We start from the raw sequence: 20,565 nt of genomic DNA on the forward strand, positions 1-20,565 counted from the left end.
AAGAGCCGTTCTCCCCAAAGGAACTGCGCCTCCAAATGTTAGATCATCGCTAACAATTGGGGTACAGTTCAAGGAGTTACGGCTCTTCTTCTATTTTACGCAAGTTCCTATGACTGATCTTTCGGCTTGCGCATCGTCAATCCGACGCGGCCTTTCTTCAAATCTACATTCAGCACCCACACGGTAACGTTATCCCCCACAGAGACAACATCCATCGGGTGTTTGACAAACCCATCGCTCAGCTGGGAAATATGCACCAGTCCGTCGCTCTTGATGCCGATATCCACAAAGGCGCCAAAATCGATGACATTGCGTACCGTTCCCTGCAGCTCCATTCCCGGCATGAGATCCTCGATCTTCAGCACGTCCTGACGGAAAATCGGCAGCGGCAATTCCTCCCGCGGATCGCGTCCCGGGCGCTGCAAGCTGTCCAGTATATCACGCAGCGTCGGCACGCCAACCTCCAGCTTCACGGCAAGGTTCTCCGGCTGCTGGGCATCCAGCAGTTCAGCGAGCTCCTTGCTTCCAAGCTTGTCCAGACTTACCTGAAGCTCTTTGAATAAACGGTCAACCACCACATAGGATTCCGGGTGAATCGGGGTACGATCCAATATGTTCTCGCCTTCCGAAATCCGCATAAAGCCCACGCACTGCTCATAGGTCTTGGCACCGAGACGCGGGACCTTCTGGAGCTGCTTCCGGCTGACAAACTTCCCGTTCTCTTCCCGGTATTTCACGATATTTTTGGCAATCGTGGCATTGATGCCGGCCACATAGGATAGCAGTGACGGCGAAGCCGTATTCACATCCACCCCGACATGGTTCACCGCAGACTCCACGACGGCCTTCAGGCTCTCCTCCAGATGCTTCTGGGTTACGTCATGCTGATATTGGCCCACGCCGATCGATTTCGGATCAATCTTCACCAGCTCGGCCAGCGGGTCCTGCACACGGCGGGCGATCGAGGCCGCGCTGCGCTCGGCGACATCCAGGTCCGGGAATTCTTCCTGCGCCAGCTTCGAGGCCGAGTACACGCTTGCTCCCGCTTCATTGACGATGAGGTAGGCCAGCTCAGGGTCAGCAAGCTCCGCAATGACTTCTTCGGCTACGAACTGCTCCGTTTCACGGGATGCCGTACCGTTTCCAATGACAATAAGCTTGATGCCGTATTTGGCAATCAGCTCCTTAAACTTGGCGGCGGCCTCCTGCTTCTTGTTGGCCGGCGGCGTCGGATAGGTTACGGCCACCTCAAGCAGCTTGCCCGTATCATCGACCACTGCCAGCTTACAACCGGTACGGTAGGCCGGGTCAACGCCCAGCACACAGCGTCCCTTCACCGGCGGCTGCAGCAGCAGGCTGCGCAGGTTCCCGGCAAAGATGGAGATTGCCTGGTTCTCCCCTTTTTCCGTCAGCTCTCCCCGTACTTCCCGTTCAATCGATGGAGCAATGAGGCGCTTGTATGAATCCTCGATCACCGCCGTAAGAATGTCCGTGACGGCTGATGGACCTTTAAGCACCTGCTTGCCGATATACGCGTGAATGGATTCGGAAGGAACATCCAGCCCTACCTTTAGAATATTCTCGCGCTCTCCCCGGTTAATGGCCAAAATCCGGTGCGGCGGCATTTTCTTCGCCAATTCCCGGTAATTGTAATAGTTCTCGTATACGGATTCCACTTCGGTATCCTTCGCCTCAGAGGTCAATATGCCGTGGTCCAAGCTGTATCTGCGAACCCAGGAACGAACGGTTGCGTCATCGGCAATGTTTTCAGCCAGTATATCCATCGCGCCTTGCAAAGCCTCTTCTGCCGAAGCCACACCCTTCTCCTCATCCACATACTTGGCTGCCTCAACCATCACATCAGCCTGCTTCGGCTGCGACCATATCCACTCCGACAGCGGCTCAAGCCCTTTTTCCTTGGCAACGCTTGCCCGGGTTTTACGCTTTTGCTTATACGGACGGTAGAGATCTTCTACCTCCTGCAGCTTAACGGCGGCCGTAATCGATGCCTTCAGATCTTCCGTCAGCTTGCCTTGCTCCTCTATGATGCGGATGACTTCCCGCTTACGGATCTCCAAATTGCGCAGATAGCCAGTCCGCTCTTCAATATAACGTAATTGGTTCTCATCCAGTTCGCCTGTCATTTCCTTACGGTAACGCGCAATAAACGGTATGGTATTGCCCTCATCCAGAAGTTCAACGGTCGTGCGCACCTGTTTTTCGGACAATTGAAGCTCCTTCGCGATCTGCTTCACGATCCGTTTCGATTCTTCCTTGCGAATCTGTTCCTCATTTACTTCCACAACAGCTTCTAATTCAGACAATGATATCCCTCTTTCTTCAATGAAACTATATTTGCTATTATCCCAAACTTAAGCGCTCATTTCCACTACATCGCTCACTTCATAAGGCTTTAAGCTGCTTTTAATGTCAATTTCATCTGATTTTAAGATTTAATTTATATTCTTAGTGTACGAAAATGCTGCTGCCGGATATCCGCACCTCATTACAATTAGGGGGTCACCTTAGATGAATGACAAATATGCGATTGCCTGGTCCGTTGTCTGCCTTTTGTTTATCGTTGCGGCGGTCACAACGGCCTACATCCTCATACCTACAAACGCGTAAACCGCCGCTCTCTTAGTCTCATGCATCCATTGCCGTGCCCTTCGAACATACCCTCCATATAAAAACCCTCAAGGAGTTAGTCCTTGAGGGTTTTTAGTCATAACATTCTATGTGGAAAACGTTAGCGCTTGAATGGAATCAAAAATCAATCAAGCCCAGACTTATTTGCAGGGAATCATCCACCTTACTCATCATTTCATCATCAAGATGGGTGATTTTGTCGGTTAGCCGCTGCTTATCAATCGTCCGGATCTGCTCTAGCAAAATGACGGAATCCCGGTCAAATCCATGCGACGCCGCGTCGATTTCGACGTGAGTCGGCAGCTTGGCTTTTTGAATCTGTGCCGTAATGGCTGCAACAATCACAGTCGGACTAAACCGGTTGCCGATATCGTTCTGAATGACAAGGACTGGCCTTACGCCGCCCTGCTCAGAACCGACAACAGGTGATAAATCCGCAAAAAATACGTCGCCCCGTTTAACGATCACTGTCTACACCCCGCTTACTAAGCGGTCTAGAGTGTTGTCTGCATCTTCCTCCGCGTGAAACGCCTCAGAAGCCATGGTCAGGTTAATTTTGGCCATTTCCATATAACCCCGCTGCATGGATTCACGAATGTAACGTTTCTTCCGTTCATTCAGGTACAACTTCATGGCTTGCCTAATAAGCTCACTGCGGTTGGAATTTTCCAGCTGAGCGATCCCGTCCACTTCCTGCAAAAGATGATCCGGTAAACTGATCATGATTCGTTTGGTGTTCTGCATATTGGCCACCCTCTATTACACCCCCACAACCTTCTCGCCCTGTGCACCAGTATTACATTATTCAAGGAAAATTATACAAAAGAATATATATGCCGAAGGTATATCAAGTATGCTGCATATCATTATAAACTACAATCGACACTTTCGTACAGACTTAAACGACATATTCCTAATTCGGGAAGATCTGTACTTATTCCTTCTTTCCTGAATAAATTACTTATGGTGACTTGACTTTTAAAGGTTGCTCCAGAGTGCATTTACGGTCTTCACGGGTATATCATTGCGTATATACTGACGTGGTACCCGGTGGGCAATCATGCAGACGACCTCGTAGTGGATCGTCCCCAGCTTGGACGCCAGCTCATCTGCCGTAATGCATTCGTCAGACTGCTGACCGATGAGTACAACCTCTTCACCAGCTTTAATTTGTTCCGCCTCATCGGCGAAAGGTTTGAGCGATACCATACATTGGTCCATACAGATGGTTCCGACAACAGGGACGCGGCGGCCGCGTATCAGTACTTCCACTTTACCGCTCAGCATACGAGAGAAGCCATCGGCGTAACCGATGGGGAGGGTTCCAATTTGCTCTTCCTCCTCCGTTACATACTTCGTCCCGTAGCTGATACCGGAATGCGGAGGTAAATTTTTGACGTAGACAAGCTTTGTCTTTAACGTCATGACAGGGCGGAGGCTCACTGTTTTTCGATTCACCTCGTCCGAAGGATACAGTCCGTACAAGCTGATGCCGACACGAACCATATCATAGGATAATTCGGGTGTATCAATCGCAGCAGCGCTGTTGCCCGTATGTATGAGCGGGATATGGTAGTCCTTATCCCGAAGAGCGTCCGCTACGCCCTGAAAACGGCGGTACTGTCCCAACGTATAGTCTTTGTTCTTTTCATCCGCTCTTGCAAAATGGGTAAACATTCCTTCGACAACAACCTGCGGCAGCGAAAATACTTCTTCTATAAAAGAAATTGCATCTTCGCCTGGAAGCAGGCCCAAACGACCCATTCCGCTGTCAATCTTGATGTGTACCTTGAGTGGCTTCTCCGGCTGGACCGGCAGTGCCTTTATCGCTTGGAGCACTTCCGAACTGAACAGGGTTATGGTTACATCATGCTCATAAGCGATCTCTACAGCCTCCGGTGGTGTATATCCGAGCACCAGGATCGGGCTGGAGATGCCTCCTTGCCGAAGCTCGAGCGCTTCATCCAGGAAAGCTACGCTTAAGTAAGCCGCCCCCAGTTGCTGAAGTTCGCGTGCCACTTCTACAGCTCCGTGACCATAGGCGTTAGCCTTCACACAAGCAAGCAATTTCATGTGGCTTGGCAGCGCCTCACGAAAAGCGTTATAGTTGGCGCGCAGATGGTCCAGGTTGATCTCCGCCAGGGTAGGTCGATATATCGCTTGCAATTCCAGTCACCTTCTTACCATTTTGAAAAAAGCATTATGCTTTACATTAGATTAATGGTAATGTTCCCGGGGGCAACTGTCAATTGAGGCAAATTGCTTATTTATGAGGCTCGTGGTTCCCCCCGGGTGCGAAACTTGGTGAAACATCGGAATCTATGCAAGAAATAGTGATGAGCCCACGGATGGAGTTCCTTTATTTGGAAAATAGGCGAATGGCCTCATTGTCGGAATTTTGCCCTCCTTCAATGCTCGGTATCCGCCTACTTCGTATTATTTACCCGATTCTCCCTGCATGGAAGCAGCGACTTTCTTCATTTCTTCAACAGGCAGGTTGGCGCTCGTAATTCGGTATTCCACGCCTTCCGAATTCCAGGTCAGCGTTCTTTGCTGATCGCCGGTGAGCAGGCCAACCGTTGTGAAATCGATATTCACGGCCTCGCCCGGTACGAGGGAAACCGCACGATCCACCGGTCTGGATTCCATAATCGTGTATTGATACACACCGTCATACTTCAGAATAACCGCATGATCCTTGCTCTCCGGAACTTCCATCGTGTCTTTGTTCGTGACCCCTGCAGGCACATATTCCGGATAGATGATGCCAAAGGATCCCATATCGCGACCCGAAGCCGCTTCCGTCAAACCTTCGGTTCCCTGAGTGCCGTTACCTTCCGTACTGGAAGCCACCGGTACCCCGTTCTCGTCCACTTCCGCCATGGTCCCCTTCGCATCGTTCATGGCACTTAGATTCTTGTTCGTATCAAATGAATCCTTGGTCAGGTTCGTATCAAAGGTAAAGGTGTTGAATTTCACCTCAACAACCACATTCGCTTCGGAATCCGACACTTGTACCTGTTTCGGCGTGTAGTTGTCCTTGGCGAGCCAAATCTTCTGACGAATCAAGGAATGGCTGTGGTAATTGGCGGCCACATCAAACACGTAACTATCCTTATCCTCGGCAAACTGACGGGTGTTGTCGCTCAGAATGCTGCTGAGCAGCGTTTGGTACAGATATACCTGTCCCTGATTATCCGGCCAGTCGCTCTTGAAGCGGAAGCTCTTGTTTAAGCTCGGCGTCAGAACGAACACGCCGTCATCGTTGCGAAGCACGATTTGCGTAATATCCTTTTGCCCATTGGTTAAGCTGATCCGGTAATAAGATGGAGACTGGTACCATACCTCAACCTGATACTCCTGCGGCGCCGAACCGGTATGTATGGTCATAACGCCCGCTCCCTGGTAAGCGCCCTTGGCACTTTCCAGCTTATCAGCCACCTTGCCCAGATCCTTTACAACGCTGTCTGCATTCTTCTTCCCGCATCCCGCCAGTATTGTTGTTAAGCATAATACTACCGCGAGCAGCACCCATGAAATCCGGCGCATGTCATCATCCCCTTCAACACTTGTTTTGACTTGATTGATACATGTCTATGAGGGACTTGGTCACATTATGCAGACTAGCCTGACAAGCACCGCTGCGTTCCGGACTCGGCAGGCATTTACACTTCGCTTAAACGAAAAAAGAGCCGAGATTGAATCCGTCGATCGCTGATTCATCCTCGGCTCGATATATGAAAATAATCAGTACAAACCCTCTTCTTATAGGACTCTGTAAGTATAGAAGCTGATCGACCTTAGCCAACTCTAAGGGGCTGTGTGCATAGAAACGGACTTCTCAGCAGCCGTATTCGTATAAGGCGCGAACCATTCCTCATCTACATTGTCAGGTGACGGAAGACTACGGGTAGTCGAGTCAAAGACCCAGAAGATCCCCACGCTGAGCACGGCGATTCCGCATCCCGCGATAATGGAGTAACTTGCCGCAACCACGCCAAGGGCGCCTCCGATTAGGCTGCCAAGCGGCATGGCAATTCCGCTGAGTCCGCTAGCTGCCGCGAACACCGTACCCAATCTTTTCTCGGGTATTGCCTTCTGAATGACCGAATTGATGATAACGTTCGTAATCCCTCCGGGAAACCATGCCAGACCGTACACCAGAACGACAAGCCAAGTCCAAGGGGTGAATACGCTGAGACACCAGGCAGCGCCCGATAAACAGAACGCTCCGGCAAAAATATAACCAAGGGGCAGGCGCTCCAGCTTCAAATATGGAGCCAGGATCGCCCCCAGCAAACTTCCGAAAGCCTGGGCCATGAGCAATATACCGTAGACGCCGGCTCCGCCGAGGCTGTCGGCAAACGCTGGCATAACCGTAAAGGTAGCGCCGCCCGCAGCATTGATGACAATCATCCCCATTTGTACCCGTGCGAGCGGGGTTGCCAGAATGTAGCGAAGACCTTCCTTCATGTCCACCCAATAATTTTTAAGGGCATTAACCTTAGGTTTTGAAGTTAAGGTATTGTTCATTGATGTTTTATTATCGTTGTTATCCGAAGTTTTGATGGATTTCTTGATTTTCAATTGCGAGAATAACAGCGCTCCGATGAAGAAGCCAATGGAATTCCACAAGTAAAGGGATACTGCGCCCAGCACAATAATCAACACGCCGGATATTGCGTTGCAAGCGACATCGATGCCTTGATAGGCTAAGGAGAACAGCGAGTTGCCTTGCGTCAGCTGCTTCTTATCGAGAATTTTGGGAAGGGCCGACATTTGGGCCGGATATACCCACATATTCAGCGTGGACAGAATCGGTGTAATCGCCAGTACAACGCCGACCGTCAGAAAGTCGAAATAAAATGCAAGCGGAACGATCAACAGAAGAAGCGCCTGAAATAACTGGGTGTACACCAGAAGCCCCCGTATAGGAACGCGGTCAATCATCGGACCGGATAGCAGTTGAATGATTCGGGGCAGAATCGAGAGGAAGCCGGCAAGCCCCGTATACAGCGTCGAGCCTCCGAGATCGTACACCAGCCACATGGCCGCTACCGCGTACAGGCTGTCGCCGATATTCGTAAGAATTCGGCCAACGAACAACAGCAGGAAATTGCGATTTTTTAATATTTCCATAGAGGAACACTCCTTGATTTAAAGTTTAGTAGTTTTGGAGAGAAGAGGCTCTGGAAGCCCCTTCCTAATCGGACGTTTCCGTCGAAACCACGTTGATCCCGACGGCATACTCCTTACTGTCTTTCCCTTTGGTCGTGAGGGTTTTGTTCACCCATTTTTCAAGCAGCTCCTTGAATTCCGTTGTCATCTCTTCATATTGGTCTGCGTCCAACTGCAGCCTCAAGCTGATTCTTGTACGGGTCGCCGCTGCGTAATCTTCGGCAAGAACCGGGTCCATCGTTTGCGTTCCCTTGGTGTTAAACCACTTCGCTTTGGATTTATAATATTTTTCTACGATGCCGCCGACCGTCCGGGTCTCCACCAAATCTATCAGCCCGCCGTCATATAACTTCTGAATATGATAGTGGATGCTCCCCGGCGAATCTCCCAATTCATCCGCTACTTGCTTTGAGGTTTTGGCCGTATCCAGTATGGTTCCGAGAATTTTTACCCGCTGGGCGCTCCCGAGCAGCTTTGCTTGTTCCACCGATATTTCGATGCTTTGATTTTGATCTTGTTCCATAGCTCAACACTCCATTCTAAATTCATTCTAATTACGTAAATTATACGGTTATTTTCGTTCATTCCATTTTAATTTATCATTCTAATTTTTTAGATCGGTATGACACAATAATAAACCACCTATTACCATTTGTAAATAGGCGGCTTATAAATTATTTATTTTTTCCTTATACGGGTTTGACCATATGATAATAAACATGCCCGTTAATCATGATTTCCTTATCCGTTTTATATCCTCTTCTGTCGTACAAAGAATGGGCGCGATGATTGTCCGTTACCACAGCGAGAGCAATTTTACGATACGTAAGCTCCTTTGCCCGGTTCTCTGCATGATCGATGAGCGCCGAACCGATTCCCTTTCCTCCAAACCGCGGAGAAACGGATAACGTATCGATATAATACTCATCCTCGTCTGCCTCTTTGTCCAGCGCTGCGGAAGGGTCATTCTTAAGCTTCCGCAAACGATCCAGAATCGGACGATCCAATTCGGCCGCTTGATCCCCGCCGTAAGCAACGATAATGCCCGCTACCTCGCCGTCGATCTCTTTCACGGCAGCCTGACGGTAACTGAGCCTGCCCTCGTCTGCCCGGAAATATTGCTCCAGCACTTCAAGCACTTTCTCTTCACTGTCTTCCCCTGTTAATTGATGCGCCACATCGTGCAGTGCGTCATACAGCAGCCTTACCGCTGCAGCTGCATCCTGTGGTCTAGCTGATCTGATGCTCATGCCTATTCATCCTCCGATTACAATTCAATGCATTTTCATATTTCAAGTATCCCAGTCCTCAACCTCATAAAACAGCTCCATCTCAGACGATGCTGTAAAAGAACGCCGTTTAACTTCAGGATCCCCGATCTTCTCGTGCAGTCCAAACCCTCTTGATACCTTGAACGTAAAAGACAAGCCATGAGGTACCATTGCACTTCCTCTATATATGCCATCTCCGCAGTACGGAATCTCAAATCCGGCATAGATCGTGGAGGAAGCCGGTGTGGAAGGCGGTACCTTCACCTGAATCGTGATTTTCACAAGCTCAGGCAGTTGTTCCACGATCGTAATCTCTTTATCTGCGCTCAAGCTTCCCATCTGCAGCGTAACCCGGGTACTGCCGGATGTTCGAGGCTTCATCGTTCCGTCCGGCAGCAGCGTGAGCAATTCCGGCTCCTCGACATGGTAGGTTCCGTTCATCAACGATTGCACAAATCCGCTGTCGTATGTAATGACCGGGTTCAGTTGCTTGACGGGTCCGTTCACCCCTACGACGCCATCTCCATGCAGCTTTATCGAGGCTGGTTCTCCAATGTCGCCGAAAAAATACAGCAGCGGCGCTTGCGCTCTGCCTGCCCAGTCGCTTTGGCTGTGAGCCGCTCCCGGATCAAGGAACAGCATGAGATCTTCCCCAGGCACAAACCCGTCTTGGATCAAACGTTCTGCTTCCTCCCGTGCGTATTTTTCCATGAAGACCCCTTCCGCGCCGCCCATATCAAGCCATATCTTAAGATTGGGATGCGTCCCGTATCTTTCATAAAAGGGATGTTCCTTAAGCTCTCCCTGAGCATCAAAATGAGCTTTGACGACATAAGGAGACATGACCGCTATACTTCCGAACACGTCCGGTCTTCTAAAGCCGATATTGTAGGTAACGATCCCGCCCGCAGACGAACCCATCATGGCCGTGTGCTGAGGGCCCCTCAACGTGCGAAAGTTCTGATTGATATAGGGTATAACTTCTTCAATAATAAATAATTCGTAGCGTTCGCCGGCAAACGGGGGATCAAACACCTCATGCATCCTTGGATTGTCATGGAAGTATTCATTCAGTCTTTGATGAGGAACCGTTGCGATGCCAACGATCATAATCTCCTGCATTCGTCCCTCGGAAACCAGCCGATCCGCGGTGACGTGCATATCCCAGGAACCGCCTCTCTCATCCGCTGAAAATACATGCTGCCCGTCATGCATATAGAGTACGGCATAATGCTTATCCGTATTCTCATGATAACTGGGTGGAAGATATACATACAAACTTCGGGTATTGCCTAAGTTAACCGATGGAAAATCTGCAATTTCTACCATTCTTGAGGACATACTGACCATTCTAACCCCTCCTGACTATTTTTGCACCACATACGCTTGTTTCCCGATAATTCACTCCAGGCGATGCCAGATAACAAAAAAGAGGCACAACCCGATAAAATCAGGTTGTACCTCTTAGGTAAGCATTGCCTTACTTCACATTATACTGGGTAAATTCCCCATTTTCAATATCAGGATTTGCCTTCTGGCGGCTCTTTCGGCACATAATTAAAGATCTCGCCATCCACAAAAGTATCAATCAATCGTTCCAGCCATTTATAATAAGCAACGGCCTCACGCATCTTCGCCTGATCCTCTTGCAGCACCGCTGTCAGTTCTTCATCATCTTCATGTGCTATACGGAGCTTCTCCGTTTCGTCGAGCGCTTTGCGCAGAACCAGAATGTTGCTCTCCACCGATTTTCTCCACTTAATATCAAAGAAATCCACAAAGCTCTGGTACCAGTCATACTCCACTTCATACAAATCCTTGCGGGAACCCTTCTCCCACACCTTGTTTACCATTTTATAATCGAGCAGCGTCCGCACGCCTGTACTCATGCTGGTCTTGCTCATCTTCATTTCCTGTCCCATTTCATCGAGGTTCATCGGTTTATCCGCAAAATAAAGCAATCCGTATAAATGTCCCGTTGAGAGTGGAATGCCGTACAAATCCATATTCCGTCCAATATTTTCAATGACACGCTTACGAATCTTATGCACGGCTGCCTGCCGTTCATCATCTAAATGGTACAAGCCCATGCTTGCAGCCTCCTCTTTCTGTAGCCATCCAAGAAGTCATGTCAATATAACAAAACTAGGTGGACTCGAAGTGTAGTGTGAACGTTCTCCATGAAATCTAAACAAGCCCCGATCCACACACATTCTCTGATCTATTGTAGGGAAAGCTATTTTAAAAGTAAAGAAGATCGCTCTAGAGGATATTGGAGCATATGGGAGCATTTCAAAGGATAACTTTGTACAGTTTTTACTGTACGTTCTTTATGTACGGATATAACGTTTGATACTTTACGTATCGGTTGTTACAATGGGTGACATGGGTTTACGAGACGACAGGAATAAGAAGACTCGGTCAAATGGACGCGTCTCTATACAATAAAAGGAGGAGTACTTTTGGCTATTCTGCAAGTTAACAAAGTCAGCAAGTTGTTCGGCGCGAATCCGGAACAAGGGATTCAATTGCTGGAGCAAGGCTGGAGTAAAGCGCGAATTGCGAAAGAGAAGAACATAACGGTTGGCGTTAACCGTGTCAGCTTCGATATTCACGAAGGCGAGATTTTTGTCATCATGGGGCTGTCAGGCAGCGGTAAATCTACATTGGTCCGTTTGCTAAATCGGTTGATTGAACCAACATCGGGCGAAATATTGATCCACGGCAAAGATCTCCGAAAAATGAACAAGGAACAGCTGCGTGAAGTACGACGCAAAAAAATCAGCATGGTGTTCCAGAAATTCGCCTTGTTCCCTCATCGTTCGGTTGTAGAGAATGTGGAGTACGGATTGGAAATTCAAAAGGTACACAAAAGCAAGCGGCACGAAGCAGCCATGAAATCGCTTGAGCTTGTAGGCTTGAAGGGCTGGGAGGAAAAGATGCCCGATCAGCTTAGCGGCGGTATGCAGCAGCGTGTCGGGCTAGCCCGCGCACTCGCTAATGATCCCGAGATTCTGCTAATGGATGAGGCCTTCAGCGCACTGGATCCGCTCATTCGCAGAGACATGCAGGACGAGTTGATCGAGCTCCAGGATAAAATGAAAAAAACCATCGTGTTCATCACGCATGACCTGGACGAAGCTCTTCGAATCGGCGACCGCATTGCCTTGATGAAGGACGGTTCGATCGTACAGATCGGAACGCCGGAAGAAATCTTGACCCAGCCTGCCAACGATTACGTTGAGCGGTTCGTGGAAGATGTGGATCTGTCCAAGGTGCTTACCGCTTCACGCGTTATGCGCCGTCCGGAGACCATTACGATGGATCGTGGACCTCGCGTTGCGCTGGAGCTTATGCGTGAACGGGGGATCTCGAACCTGTTCGTCATCGACCGTTCCAAGAAGCTGCTTGGCGTCATTACGGCCGAAGATGCTTCGAATGCCATGAAAAATAACCTTAAGCTTGCGGATATACTCATCACGGATGGCCCGAGTGTTGGACCCGATACATTGCTAAATGAATTGTTTGAAATTACGAGCATGGCTAAAGTACCGTTGGCCGTTGTGGATGAGAATGGCCGATTGATGGGCGTTATCGTCCGCGGTGCTGTACTTGGTGCCCTGGCCGGAGAAAGCAAAAGCGAGGAGGTGACGCAAGATGCCTAAGATCCCTCTCGCAAGCTGGGTTGATTCCTTGGTCGAATGGATGGGAGACGTCTTCTCCGGATTCTTTGACGCCATCTCCTTCATCATCGAAAACATCGTGCAGCTGTTTACGGATTTGTTCATGCTGCCTCATCCGTATCTGTTCATTGTCATCCTGGCCGTCATTGCCTACCTATTAGGCCGTCTGCCGTTGACTTTGTTCACAGCCATCGGTTTTCTGCTCATCGATAACTTGGGTTACTGGTCACAGACCATGAGCACGCTCAGCCTGGTTATCACAGCAGCCTTAATCTCCGTTATACTGGGTGTTCCGCTGGGTATATGGGCGGCCTACAGCAAGTCGGCATCCCGCGTGATCATACCGGTTCTTGATTTTATGCAAACTATGCCGGCATTTGTGTACTTGCTCCCTGCCGTTACATTCTTCAGCTTGGGCGTGGTTCCCGGGGTTATCGCTTCGGTTATTTTCGCCATACCGCCAACGATTCGCTTGACCCGTCTTGGCATTATGCAAGTATCAGGTGAACTGACGGAGGCTGCAGATGCATTCGGTTCGACTTCCGGACAAAAATTGTTCAAGGTTCAGCTTCCGCTGGCCATGCCAACCTTGATGGCCGGCATTAACCAGACCATCATGCTGTCCTTGTCGATGGTCGTCATCGCTTCGATGATCGGTGCCCAAGGTATCGGTGCCGAGGTCTACCGGGCCGTAACGCAGCTGCAAATTGGTAAAGGTTTTGAAGCTGGCTTGGCTGTCGTCATTTTGGCGATTGTCCTTGACCGCTTTACACAAAATATATTTAAAACGAAAAAAAGGGGTGCTTAATTTGAAGAAACAGAAGTTTTGGTTGCTGCTCAGCTTGGCTGCTATTCTGGTTCTGTCTGCTTGCGGACAGGGCGGAAATGGCGGAACGGATGGAACGACGGACAAAGGGGCTGAAGGCGGTTCAACTGCTTCCCTCGGTGAACAAGTGAAACATGAAATCATCGGTATTGATCCAGGTGCAGGCATTATGAAGGCGACCGCAGCGGCTATTGAGGAATATGGATTGACCGACTGGAAACTGGTCGAAGGCTCCGGAGCTGCCATGACGGCAACCCTTAACAAAGCCATTAAGAATGAGGATCCGATCATTATTACCGGTTGGACTCCGCACTGGATGTTCTCCAAGTATGACCTGAAGTATCTGGAAGATCCGAAGAAAGTATTCGGTGAAGCGGAAGAGATTCACACCGTTGTCCGTCTTGGACTGAAAGAAGATCATCCGGACGCTTACAAGTTCCTAAGCAATTTCAAATGGACGTCCGACGATATGGGTCAGATTATGACGGCGATTCAAGAAGGCCAAGACCCTGAAGCTGCCGCGAAGGAATGGGCAGACAACAATGCGGAGAAAGTCGACGCCTGGCTCGAAGGCGTTCAACCCGTTGACGGCAAAACCTTCAAATTCAGTTATGTCGCTTGGGATTCCGAGATCGCCAGCACCAATCTGCTGAAAGTGATCATGGAAGACAAGCTCGGATACAAAGTTGAGGCGCTTCAAGTCGAAGCAGGCCCAATGTGGACCGGCGTTGCCAACGGCGACGTGGATGCAACCGTAGCAGCATGGCTTCCGTTGACGCATGCAGACTACTGGGATAAGTTCAAGGACCAAGTCGAAGACCTTGGCGCTAACATGGAAGGCGTAAAAACCGGCCTGGTGGTTCCGTCTTATGTGGAAGCCAATTCTATTGAGGATTTGAAGTAACGATGAAAGCCATCCCATGGTTTGTGGGATGGCTTTCTTTTTTTGGTGGTCAAGATTAGTCGGCCTGTTCTGGGAGGATGTATCCGTTCCGGTCGCTGTTGAAACCAGGAAAACGGGATGATATTCTTGCGGTATTTTCCCGGTTTCAAAGGCGAACGCCAGGTCTCCTCCACGCATACATCCTCTGTTCCTAAGTACGGCCTCCAATCTTTCCACCCACCAAAAGAGAGCCATCCCTATCGTCTGGGATGGCTTTTTTGGGGGCTGGGCGCGGGAGGGGCTAAGCTGACCACTGCTAAACGGTCAGCTGCCTGATTCTTGCCGGGCAAGCTGTGACTCCTCTTAGGACTCACAGGCTTGCCAGGCTAACTTCCTTGCCCTGTCGGGGGCTTGCAGCTTTCCCCGTACGGCCTCGACATTGCACTGCTTCAGCTTGTCCCTCGCTCACAAAAAAGATCATGCCCACAGATGGGCATGATCTTTTTTGTACCATATAAACACTACTCTTTAATCGTTACCGTCACGGGAGAGTATTCGGCAATGACGGTTTGCCCATGCACGGATACGCTGCCCTGTGGCGTAAGGTCTTTTTCGGTCATGATGCCCAAAGCGATGGTGAACTTATTAAACTTGATCGGGATGTTTTTCTCCCGGCGGATCTCTTCGCCGTTCACGTAGAAGATCGCTTCGTCCTCGGCACGGTTATACGTAATTTTGTACGTGTTGAATTCCCGCGGTGTAAAATGCGTATCTTCCTCTTTGAAAATGCAGAAGTAACGGGTCTTGTCCGATTCCGGCACCTGCACGCCCGGGAACGGCAGGACGGCATACACGCTGGCATACTTGTCGTTCGAAGCAAAAAAGTCCAGGGCTGCACCCGTGCTGAAATCAAGCAGATTCAACGATACGTAGCCGTCGTACAAGTCGCCGGGAACCGTACCCTGGGTGCGTGCCCGAATTTGCAGCTCGAACGTGACTTCACCGGATTCCGGCACCTCCACCTCTTCGTTGGAATAATACATATGCTTGGCATTATCGAGAATTTGGATTTGATCATTCTGGCGGCTGAGCGGTGCCCGCACGTACAGGATTCCGTTGCGGACGATCACGACTGCATTCGGCTCGCGATATTCCCAGAATGAACCGTCCGGCAGCGGAAAACCGCCGATCTTCCAAGTCCCGGTCTCGGATAGGATAGAGTGAAAATCACCAAAAACGCGTTGTTGTTCCATCTAATTCCCCTTCTTCCTTACAAAGTCTGAATGATTCCTTGAATGATCAATGACAGGATCAGCACGCCGCCGCAGCGCATGGTGGTCATCGTTGACGCACCCATCAGCGGTAAATACGCTTCGGAACGGTTGTTGTCCTTCAGTCTTCCATAGACAAGATACAACGGAATCATCGTAAGCAGTGCAATCAATGCGTACGGCGGGAGCGCCCCGGCCAATACGCAGGCTATCAAAGACAAGCAGGCCAGCAGCAGCAGAACTCTCGAGAAGCTCAGCGCTCTTTTTTCACCCCATACCACTACCAGGGTCTTCTTCCCGGCCTGACGATCCGCCTGCCAATGCAAAAAGTGATGATTAAACAAAATCAGCGTTGTCAGCAGCCCAATGGGCAGTGACAGCAGCAGCGCCCGAACATCCATATGTGAGGTTTGAACGTAGTATGCGCCCATCACCGGTAAAATACCAAAGGATAGCAAAATCGCAATCTCGCTGAAACCCTTGCCGCGGTAACCGAATTGAATCGGTGGTGCGACATAGAAATAAGCGATCAGCCCGCCAAGTCCGCCAAAGATGAAGGCCCACCAACCGCTGATCAAACTGAGGATAATGCCGCTCAGCGCCGCAATCCCGAACAGCGTCCAGGTAACGATCTCGAATTTACGGAGCGACCAGACGCCCTTCGTAAGAAAACCGGAATTCGTGGAGATCGCATCTACATGCTCCTGCGCTTCCGTATCCGTTCCGTTCTTATAGTCCCACAAATCATTCACCATATTGGAGAACAGATGGGCAGCGCCGCTCCCGATCAAGGTCAATAAAAAGAGGCCGATATGAAATTCACCCGTCCATACATAAGCCCCGAGTGCTCCTAAAGCAACCGGAATCAGCATAACGGGAATCACTTTGATTCGGGAAGCTTTTTTAAACTGTTCAAGGGCATCCACGTGGTTATGCTCCTTTCCTTCTATAATACAGAATAGAACGCCTGCAGGCAGCTGCAGACGTTAACGTTGTGAAACATGGAACTTGCATAAATAAGAATATCATAATTGTCGAACTTTGTAATCCGTTTGTTAGAACTTGGCTACGCAGCCATTATACCGATGAACGTTCGATCAGTTCGAAAGCAAGCTCCTTGCGAATCGGCTCTTTCCGCTCCCCTTGAATATGCGCATACAGCATTTTGAAGGCCTCCGAACCCATATCAAAGAGTCGGTTATCAATCGTGGTGAGACCCAGCATTTTTCCGATCGGTTGGTTATCGAAGCCAATGACAGCGAGCTCTTGCGGAATGGACAGTCCTCTCTTCTCAGCTTCATAGATCAAACCCGCGGCCACATGGTCACCCGTTACCAATAAACTACTTGGACGTTCCTCCATAGCGGACAGCCGATCCATGATTGCCGCACCGTCTTCCAGATCGATACAGCCATCCAAAATCCATTCTTGGCGGTAAGGCTCCCCGATCTCTTTAAGGACTTCTTTATATGCCACTTGGCGTGCTCTCGTGCTCGGACTGTCCAGTCTTCCCACCGTGAAGCCGATGCGTCGATGCCCCCGCTTTATCAAAAATTGCATGGCACTGCGAAATGCCTCAGCATGGTTTATATATATAGAAGAAAATAATCGTTCACCCGCATCCTGACAGCATACAATCGGTCCATAAGCACAATAGGCCTCGATCTGTTTCGGAGTTACGGCCGATGATAAAATAATAATGCCGTCAATCTCGCGGTTTCGCAGCATCTCCAGCACTTCCACTTCCTTGTCCGGCGCATACCCGGTTTGGCACAGGATTAGGCGATAGCTAGCGGCAAGCGCTTCTTGGCCGGCTCCCTCCATCAGCAAGGAGAAGTAGGCATGATTAATAAACGGCAGCATGATAGCAATATTCATCGTTTTCCCTGTAATCAGATGAACCGCGTTCATATTCCGGGCGTATTTCAACTGTTTCATGGTCTCCAACACGCGTGTCCGCTTATCTTCCCTGACATAGGGATGGTTGTTCAGCACCCGGGATACCGTTGAGACCGATACGCCTGCCAGCTTGGCAATCTCTTTAATGTTAGCCACAATCCATCAAGCCCCCTCATCCACCGGTTCCTTCCTGATACTATCATGTTTGCTTTCCCTATTCAAAGGGAGGCATTCCGGGAGTAAAGAGCGGATACGTTCGAGTGCACACAATACCCACGCATTGCTTTTTTTTAATACGATTACACAATATCACCCCTATGGAGGTATCGGCATGTCAAAACTGTTCAAGACACTGGGAGCTATATGGCTAGCCTGGCGATCAGAAACCACCCCTTGGAAATTCCAGGGCTAATCTCAGCGCACTGAAGGGCTATAAGATGAATGCAAAAGATGAACAACGATAAAAAGAAGTCTTGATCTGGTATGCTTTTCATACTTTACACTGAGGTTGGGTGGAAACCTTCATTCATTGTCAGCGTGACCGGCAAGGGCGTGATGGCAAGAGCAAGGCTTCTGCCTTTTTAGCATGATACGTGAAACTTGGATCTTGTCCATTACGTTATCCTTGTCAAAAGGAGCTGATGGAAGATGGAGACGTTCGGCAGAGGCTGCCTGTACATTATAATGGGTATGGTTGGATTGTTGCTGCTTGCCATTCTATTGGGGACGACGATTACGATCCCCTGGTTCATCTTCATTCCGCTTATCATCATTGCCTTTGCTATAGCTGCATCCAAGAGCAAGAACAAGGATGATGATTAAGCGAACCAGCGGATAAGCCGCCGGATGCTAGAGAGGTTGCTACCCGTCGTTATCAGACCCATATACGAATTTAGACCCGATCAACGCTTCTCTAGCCACTGTACATGAAAAAGACTCCCTTCATGGGAGCCTTTTTTCTTTCCTTATGATTCCGATCATTCTTTTTCTTACTCGTTCGTCGCTAACCCTATTATAAATGAATATCAATAGAGACGCTTGTTGTAACTATCCTGTAATCCCCGAATAACCGACTCCTCCGTCACACTATCTTGATTCACATGATCCGTAATGATCTTGGACGGATTCGGCAGCTGTTCGCCTGATATCCAGGAATCGGGATTCCATGCTTGCGAGCGTATGAAGGCTTTTGCACAGTGCATATAGCATTCCTCAACCGAGACCCCAATGCCAAGCCATGGCCGTTTGCCTTGCACGCTAAGCCGATCCAGGATTTCTTCATCCCTTACCAAGACGGCACTGCCGTTAACACGCAGGGTCTCCTTCAAACCCGGTATGACAAACACGATGCCGACCCTCGGGTTGGTCAGGATATTTCGCAGCGAATCAAAGCGTCGATTTCCCGGCCGTTCCGGAATAACCAAACAGGATTCATCCATCACATGCACAAACCCCGGTGCATCTCCCCTGGGCGAAGCATCGCAGTAACCGGATGCGTCCGAAGTAGCCATAAATAGCAGCGGACTCTTGGCAATGAAGTCTTTGCAGTGATGATCCAATCGATCAATCGCTTTATGTTTGACCACGTGATTAGACTCGCCGAACAGGTCCCGAAGCTCCTCCTCCGCTGTAATGATGGACTGAAATGGAACTGTTGTCATCATAATCACCCTCCTTTTAGTTACCCCTCAAACCTTCTTCTTATATCCAATCAGATTCTGACTCTTGTCCTCTCCCATCATATGAAAAGAAGCCCCCCGCAAGTTCCAAGAACCTGTGGGAAGCCATACTCCATTCTTATAAGAAGACAAGCAGCAAAACACCGACGACAAAGCAATAATAGGCGAAATATTTCAGGTTTCCGCGCGCCATGATATTCATGAGCCATTTCATCGCAACATAGGTACAGATCAGTGTAGCAATGAACGCGATCAGATAAGGAATTAGCAGCGAAGAAAAGTCGGGATCCGATGTGATATCCGATACACCCAGCACCATACCGCCGAGACTTATAGGGATATAGAGCATGAAGGAATACCGAAGCGCTGTCTCCTGCTTCATCCCTACAGCGATCGACGTAATGACGGTTGAGCCGGATCGGCTAATACCCGGGATCAGCGCAACCGCCTGGGCCAAACCTACGATAAGCGCGTCCTTGAATGACAGGTCATTGTCCAGCTTGCGGCCGCGAAGATTCCTTATCAGCCAAAGGGCGACCCCCGTGAACAGCAGCGCAATACCAACCGTATGTACAGAAGCAAATATTTCTTCGATCTGATCTTTGAACAACAGACCAATAATGACAGCCGGAATCGTACCTACAACAATATACAGAATGAACAAGAAGTCGGATTTATACTCCGGTTTTCGTGTGCGTAAATAATTTAGGCCGTTCACGATCAGTCTCTGCAAATCCTTGCGATAGATAAACGCAATCGCAATCAACGAGGCCGCATTGGTTAGCATTTCGAATGACAGCCCATTCTGCTCCATGCCCATGAGTCTCTGGGCGACAATCAAATGACCGCTGGAGGATACCGGAATCGGCTCCGTAACCCCCTGCACAATACCCAGCAGCAAGTACTTCAACCACATGATGAAATCTTCCATAACTCTCCTACTCTCTTTACAACATTTGTATGGCTTAAAAAAATACTAGTCTATCATATCCCAAAAAAATAGCAACAATCAAACCACGAGCGGGTCAAAAAGGTATGTAAACAAGAGAAGCCCCTCTAACCACGGAATTAGAGGGGCTCCTAATCTATTGTTAAGAGGTGATTCCATCATATGATCTGCAGCTTAATGAAACCTTAAAGCTTCATTAGGGGGACATAAAAAGTTGTAAGTACACCAGTGATCACTATGGTGAGATATGGGAAAGGCTACTGTTCACAGGTAATAG

At 49.3% G+C, this 20,565-nt stretch carries 19 protein-coding genes; 4 read left to right on the top strand and 15 right to left on the bottom strand.

Annotation, left to right across the window (positions count from 1 at the left end; translation table 11 throughout):
• Positions 1-107: 107 nt before the first annotated feature.
• The 10 genes from MKX98_RS27865 to MKX98_RS27910 form a co-directional block, all read right to left on the bottom strand.
• A complete protein-coding gene (locus MKX98_RS27865; protein WP_339219650.1) occupies positions 108-2,324 on the bottom strand; it encodes a Tex family protein in 2,217 nt (738 codons plus the stop codon).
• Between the two features lie 442 nt (positions 2,325-2,766).
• Positions 2,767-3,117 carry a type II toxin-antitoxin system PemK/MazF family toxin gene (locus MKX98_RS27870; protein ID WP_006212388.1) on the bottom strand — a complete coding sequence of 117 codons (351 nt, stop codon included), beginning with the start codon at positions 3,115-3,117 and terminating at the stop codon, positions 2,767-2,769.
• A 3-nt stretch (positions 3,118-3,120) separates the two neighbouring features.
• Positions 3,121-3,402, bottom strand: coding sequence for a ribbon-helix-helix protein, CopG family (locus MKX98_RS27875; protein ID WP_028406492.1), 282 nt, complete (start codon positions 3,400-3,402; stop codon positions 3,121-3,123).
• 225 nt (positions 3,403-3,627) lie between these two features.
• Complete coding sequence (alr, locus tag MKX98_RS27880; protein ID WP_071222571.1) at positions 3,628-4,815, bottom strand: alanine racemase; 1,188 nt, start codon at positions 4,813-4,815, stop codon at positions 3,628-3,630.
• Positions 4,816-5,085: 270 nt separating this feature from the next.
• A complete protein-coding gene (locus tag MKX98_RS27885; RefSeq protein WP_339219653.1) occupies positions 5,086-6,198 on the bottom strand; it encodes a DUF4367 domain-containing protein in 1,113 nt (370 codons plus the stop codon).
• Between the two features lie 261 nt (positions 6,199-6,459).
• Entirely contained in the window at positions 6,460-7,788 is a 1,329-nt protein-coding gene (locus tag MKX98_RS27890; protein WP_339219654.1) for an MFS transporter, read from the bottom strand.
• 64 nt (positions 7,789-7,852) lie between these two features.
• Positions 7,853-8,350 carry a winged helix-turn-helix domain-containing protein gene (locus MKX98_RS27895; RefSeq protein ID WP_113058975.1) on the bottom strand — a complete coding sequence of 166 codons (498 nt, stop codon included), beginning with the start codon at positions 8,348-8,350 and terminating at the stop codon, positions 7,853-7,855.
• Between the two features lie 166 nt (positions 8,351-8,516).
• The gene (locus MKX98_RS27900; RefSeq protein ID WP_194544421.1) at positions 8,517-9,077 is read right to left on the bottom strand and encodes a GNAT family N-acetyltransferase; all 561 of its coding nucleotides are present in this window, start codon (positions 9,075-9,077) and stop codon (positions 8,517-8,519) included.
• A gap of 42 nt (positions 9,078-9,119) precedes the next feature.
• Positions 9,120-10,448, bottom strand: a complete 1,329-nt coding sequence (locus MKX98_RS27905) for an alpha/beta hydrolase-fold protein (RefSeq protein ID WP_339219658.1) — start codon at positions 10,446-10,448, stop codon at positions 9,120-9,122.
• A 170-nt stretch (positions 10,449-10,618) separates the two neighbouring features.
• The gene (locus MKX98_RS27910) at positions 10,619-11,188 is read right to left on the bottom strand and encodes a GbsR/MarR family transcriptional regulator (protein WP_220683978.1); all 570 of its coding nucleotides are present in this window, start codon (positions 11,186-11,188) and stop codon (positions 10,619-10,621) included.
• A 372-nt stretch (positions 11,189-11,560) separates the two neighbouring features.
• On the opposite strand from MKX98_RS27910, the gene MKX98_RS27915 reads away from it, so the two are divergent.
• Genes MKX98_RS27915 through MKX98_RS27925 form a run of 3 tightly spaced genes read left to right on the top strand, consistent with a single transcriptional unit; the run spans position 11,561 to position 14,511 of the window.
• A complete protein-coding gene (locus tag MKX98_RS27915) occupies positions 11,561-12,763 on the top strand; it encodes a glycine betaine/L-proline ABC transporter ATP-binding protein (RefSeq protein ID WP_339219660.1) in 1,203 nt (400 codons plus the stop codon).
• Positions 12,756-13,589 carry a proline/glycine betaine ABC transporter permease gene (locus MKX98_RS27920; protein ID WP_113058970.1) on the top strand — a complete coding sequence of 278 codons (834 nt, stop codon included), beginning with the start codon at positions 12,756-12,758 and terminating at the stop codon, positions 13,587-13,589. Before MKX98_RS27915 ends, MKX98_RS27920 begins: the two co-directional genes overlap by 8 nt.
• A gap of 1 nt (position 13,590) precedes the next feature.
• Positions 13,591-14,511 carry a glycine betaine ABC transporter substrate-binding protein gene (locus tag MKX98_RS27925; protein WP_220683977.1) on the top strand — a complete coding sequence of 307 codons (921 nt, stop codon included), beginning with the start codon at positions 13,591-13,593 and terminating at the stop codon, positions 14,509-14,511.
• 500 nt (positions 14,512-15,011) lie between these two features.
• On the opposite strand, the gene MKX98_RS27930 is transcribed toward MKX98_RS27925, so the two are convergent.
• The 3 genes from MKX98_RS27930 to MKX98_RS27940 form a co-directional block, all read right to left on the bottom strand.
• Complete coding sequence (locus MKX98_RS27930; RefSeq protein WP_127593381.1) at positions 15,012-15,743, bottom strand: DUF6081 family protein; 732 nt, start codon at positions 15,741-15,743, stop codon at positions 15,012-15,014.
• A gap of 17 nt (positions 15,744-15,760) precedes the next feature.
• Complete coding sequence (locus tag MKX98_RS27935) at positions 15,761-16,687, bottom strand: prenyltransferase (protein ID WP_260067912.1); 927 nt, start codon at positions 16,685-16,687, stop codon at positions 15,761-15,763.
• A 151-nt stretch (positions 16,688-16,838) separates the two neighbouring features.
• Positions 16,839-17,816: a LacI family DNA-binding transcriptional regulator gene (locus MKX98_RS27940; RefSeq protein ID WP_194544427.1), complete on the bottom strand. Its 978-nt coding sequence runs from the start codon at positions 17,814-17,816 to the stop codon at positions 16,839-16,841.
• Between the two features lie 492 nt (positions 17,817-18,308).
• Here MKX98_RS27940 and MKX98_RS27945 point away from each other — a divergent pair, with 492 nt between their 5' ends.
• Positions 18,309-18,482, top strand: a complete 174-nt coding sequence (locus tag MKX98_RS27945; RefSeq protein ID WP_339219665.1) for a hypothetical protein — start codon at positions 18,309-18,311, stop codon at positions 18,480-18,482.
• 203 nt (positions 18,483-18,685) lie between these two features.
• Here the strand turns inward: MKX98_RS27945 and MKX98_RS27950 are convergent, their stop codons facing one another.
• Together MKX98_RS27950 and MKX98_RS27955 are read right to left on the bottom strand one after the other, a co-directional pair.
• On the bottom strand, positions 18,686-19,321 hold the full coding sequence (locus tag MKX98_RS27950; RefSeq protein ID WP_194544945.1) for a pyridoxamine 5'-phosphate oxidase family protein: 636 nt from the start codon (positions 19,319-19,321) through the stop codon (positions 18,686-18,688).
• A gap of 136 nt (positions 19,322-19,457) precedes the next feature.
• Positions 19,458-20,270, bottom strand: a complete 813-nt coding sequence (locus MKX98_RS27955; RefSeq protein WP_339219667.1) for an undecaprenyl-diphosphate phosphatase — start codon at positions 20,268-20,270, stop codon at positions 19,458-19,460.
• Positions 20,271-20,565: the final 295 nt, after the last annotated feature.

Source organism: Paenibacillus sp. FSL W7-1332, from assembly GCF_037969785.1.
GTDB lineage: Bacteria > Bacillota > Bacilli > Paenibacillales > Paenibacillaceae > Paenibacillus_AQ.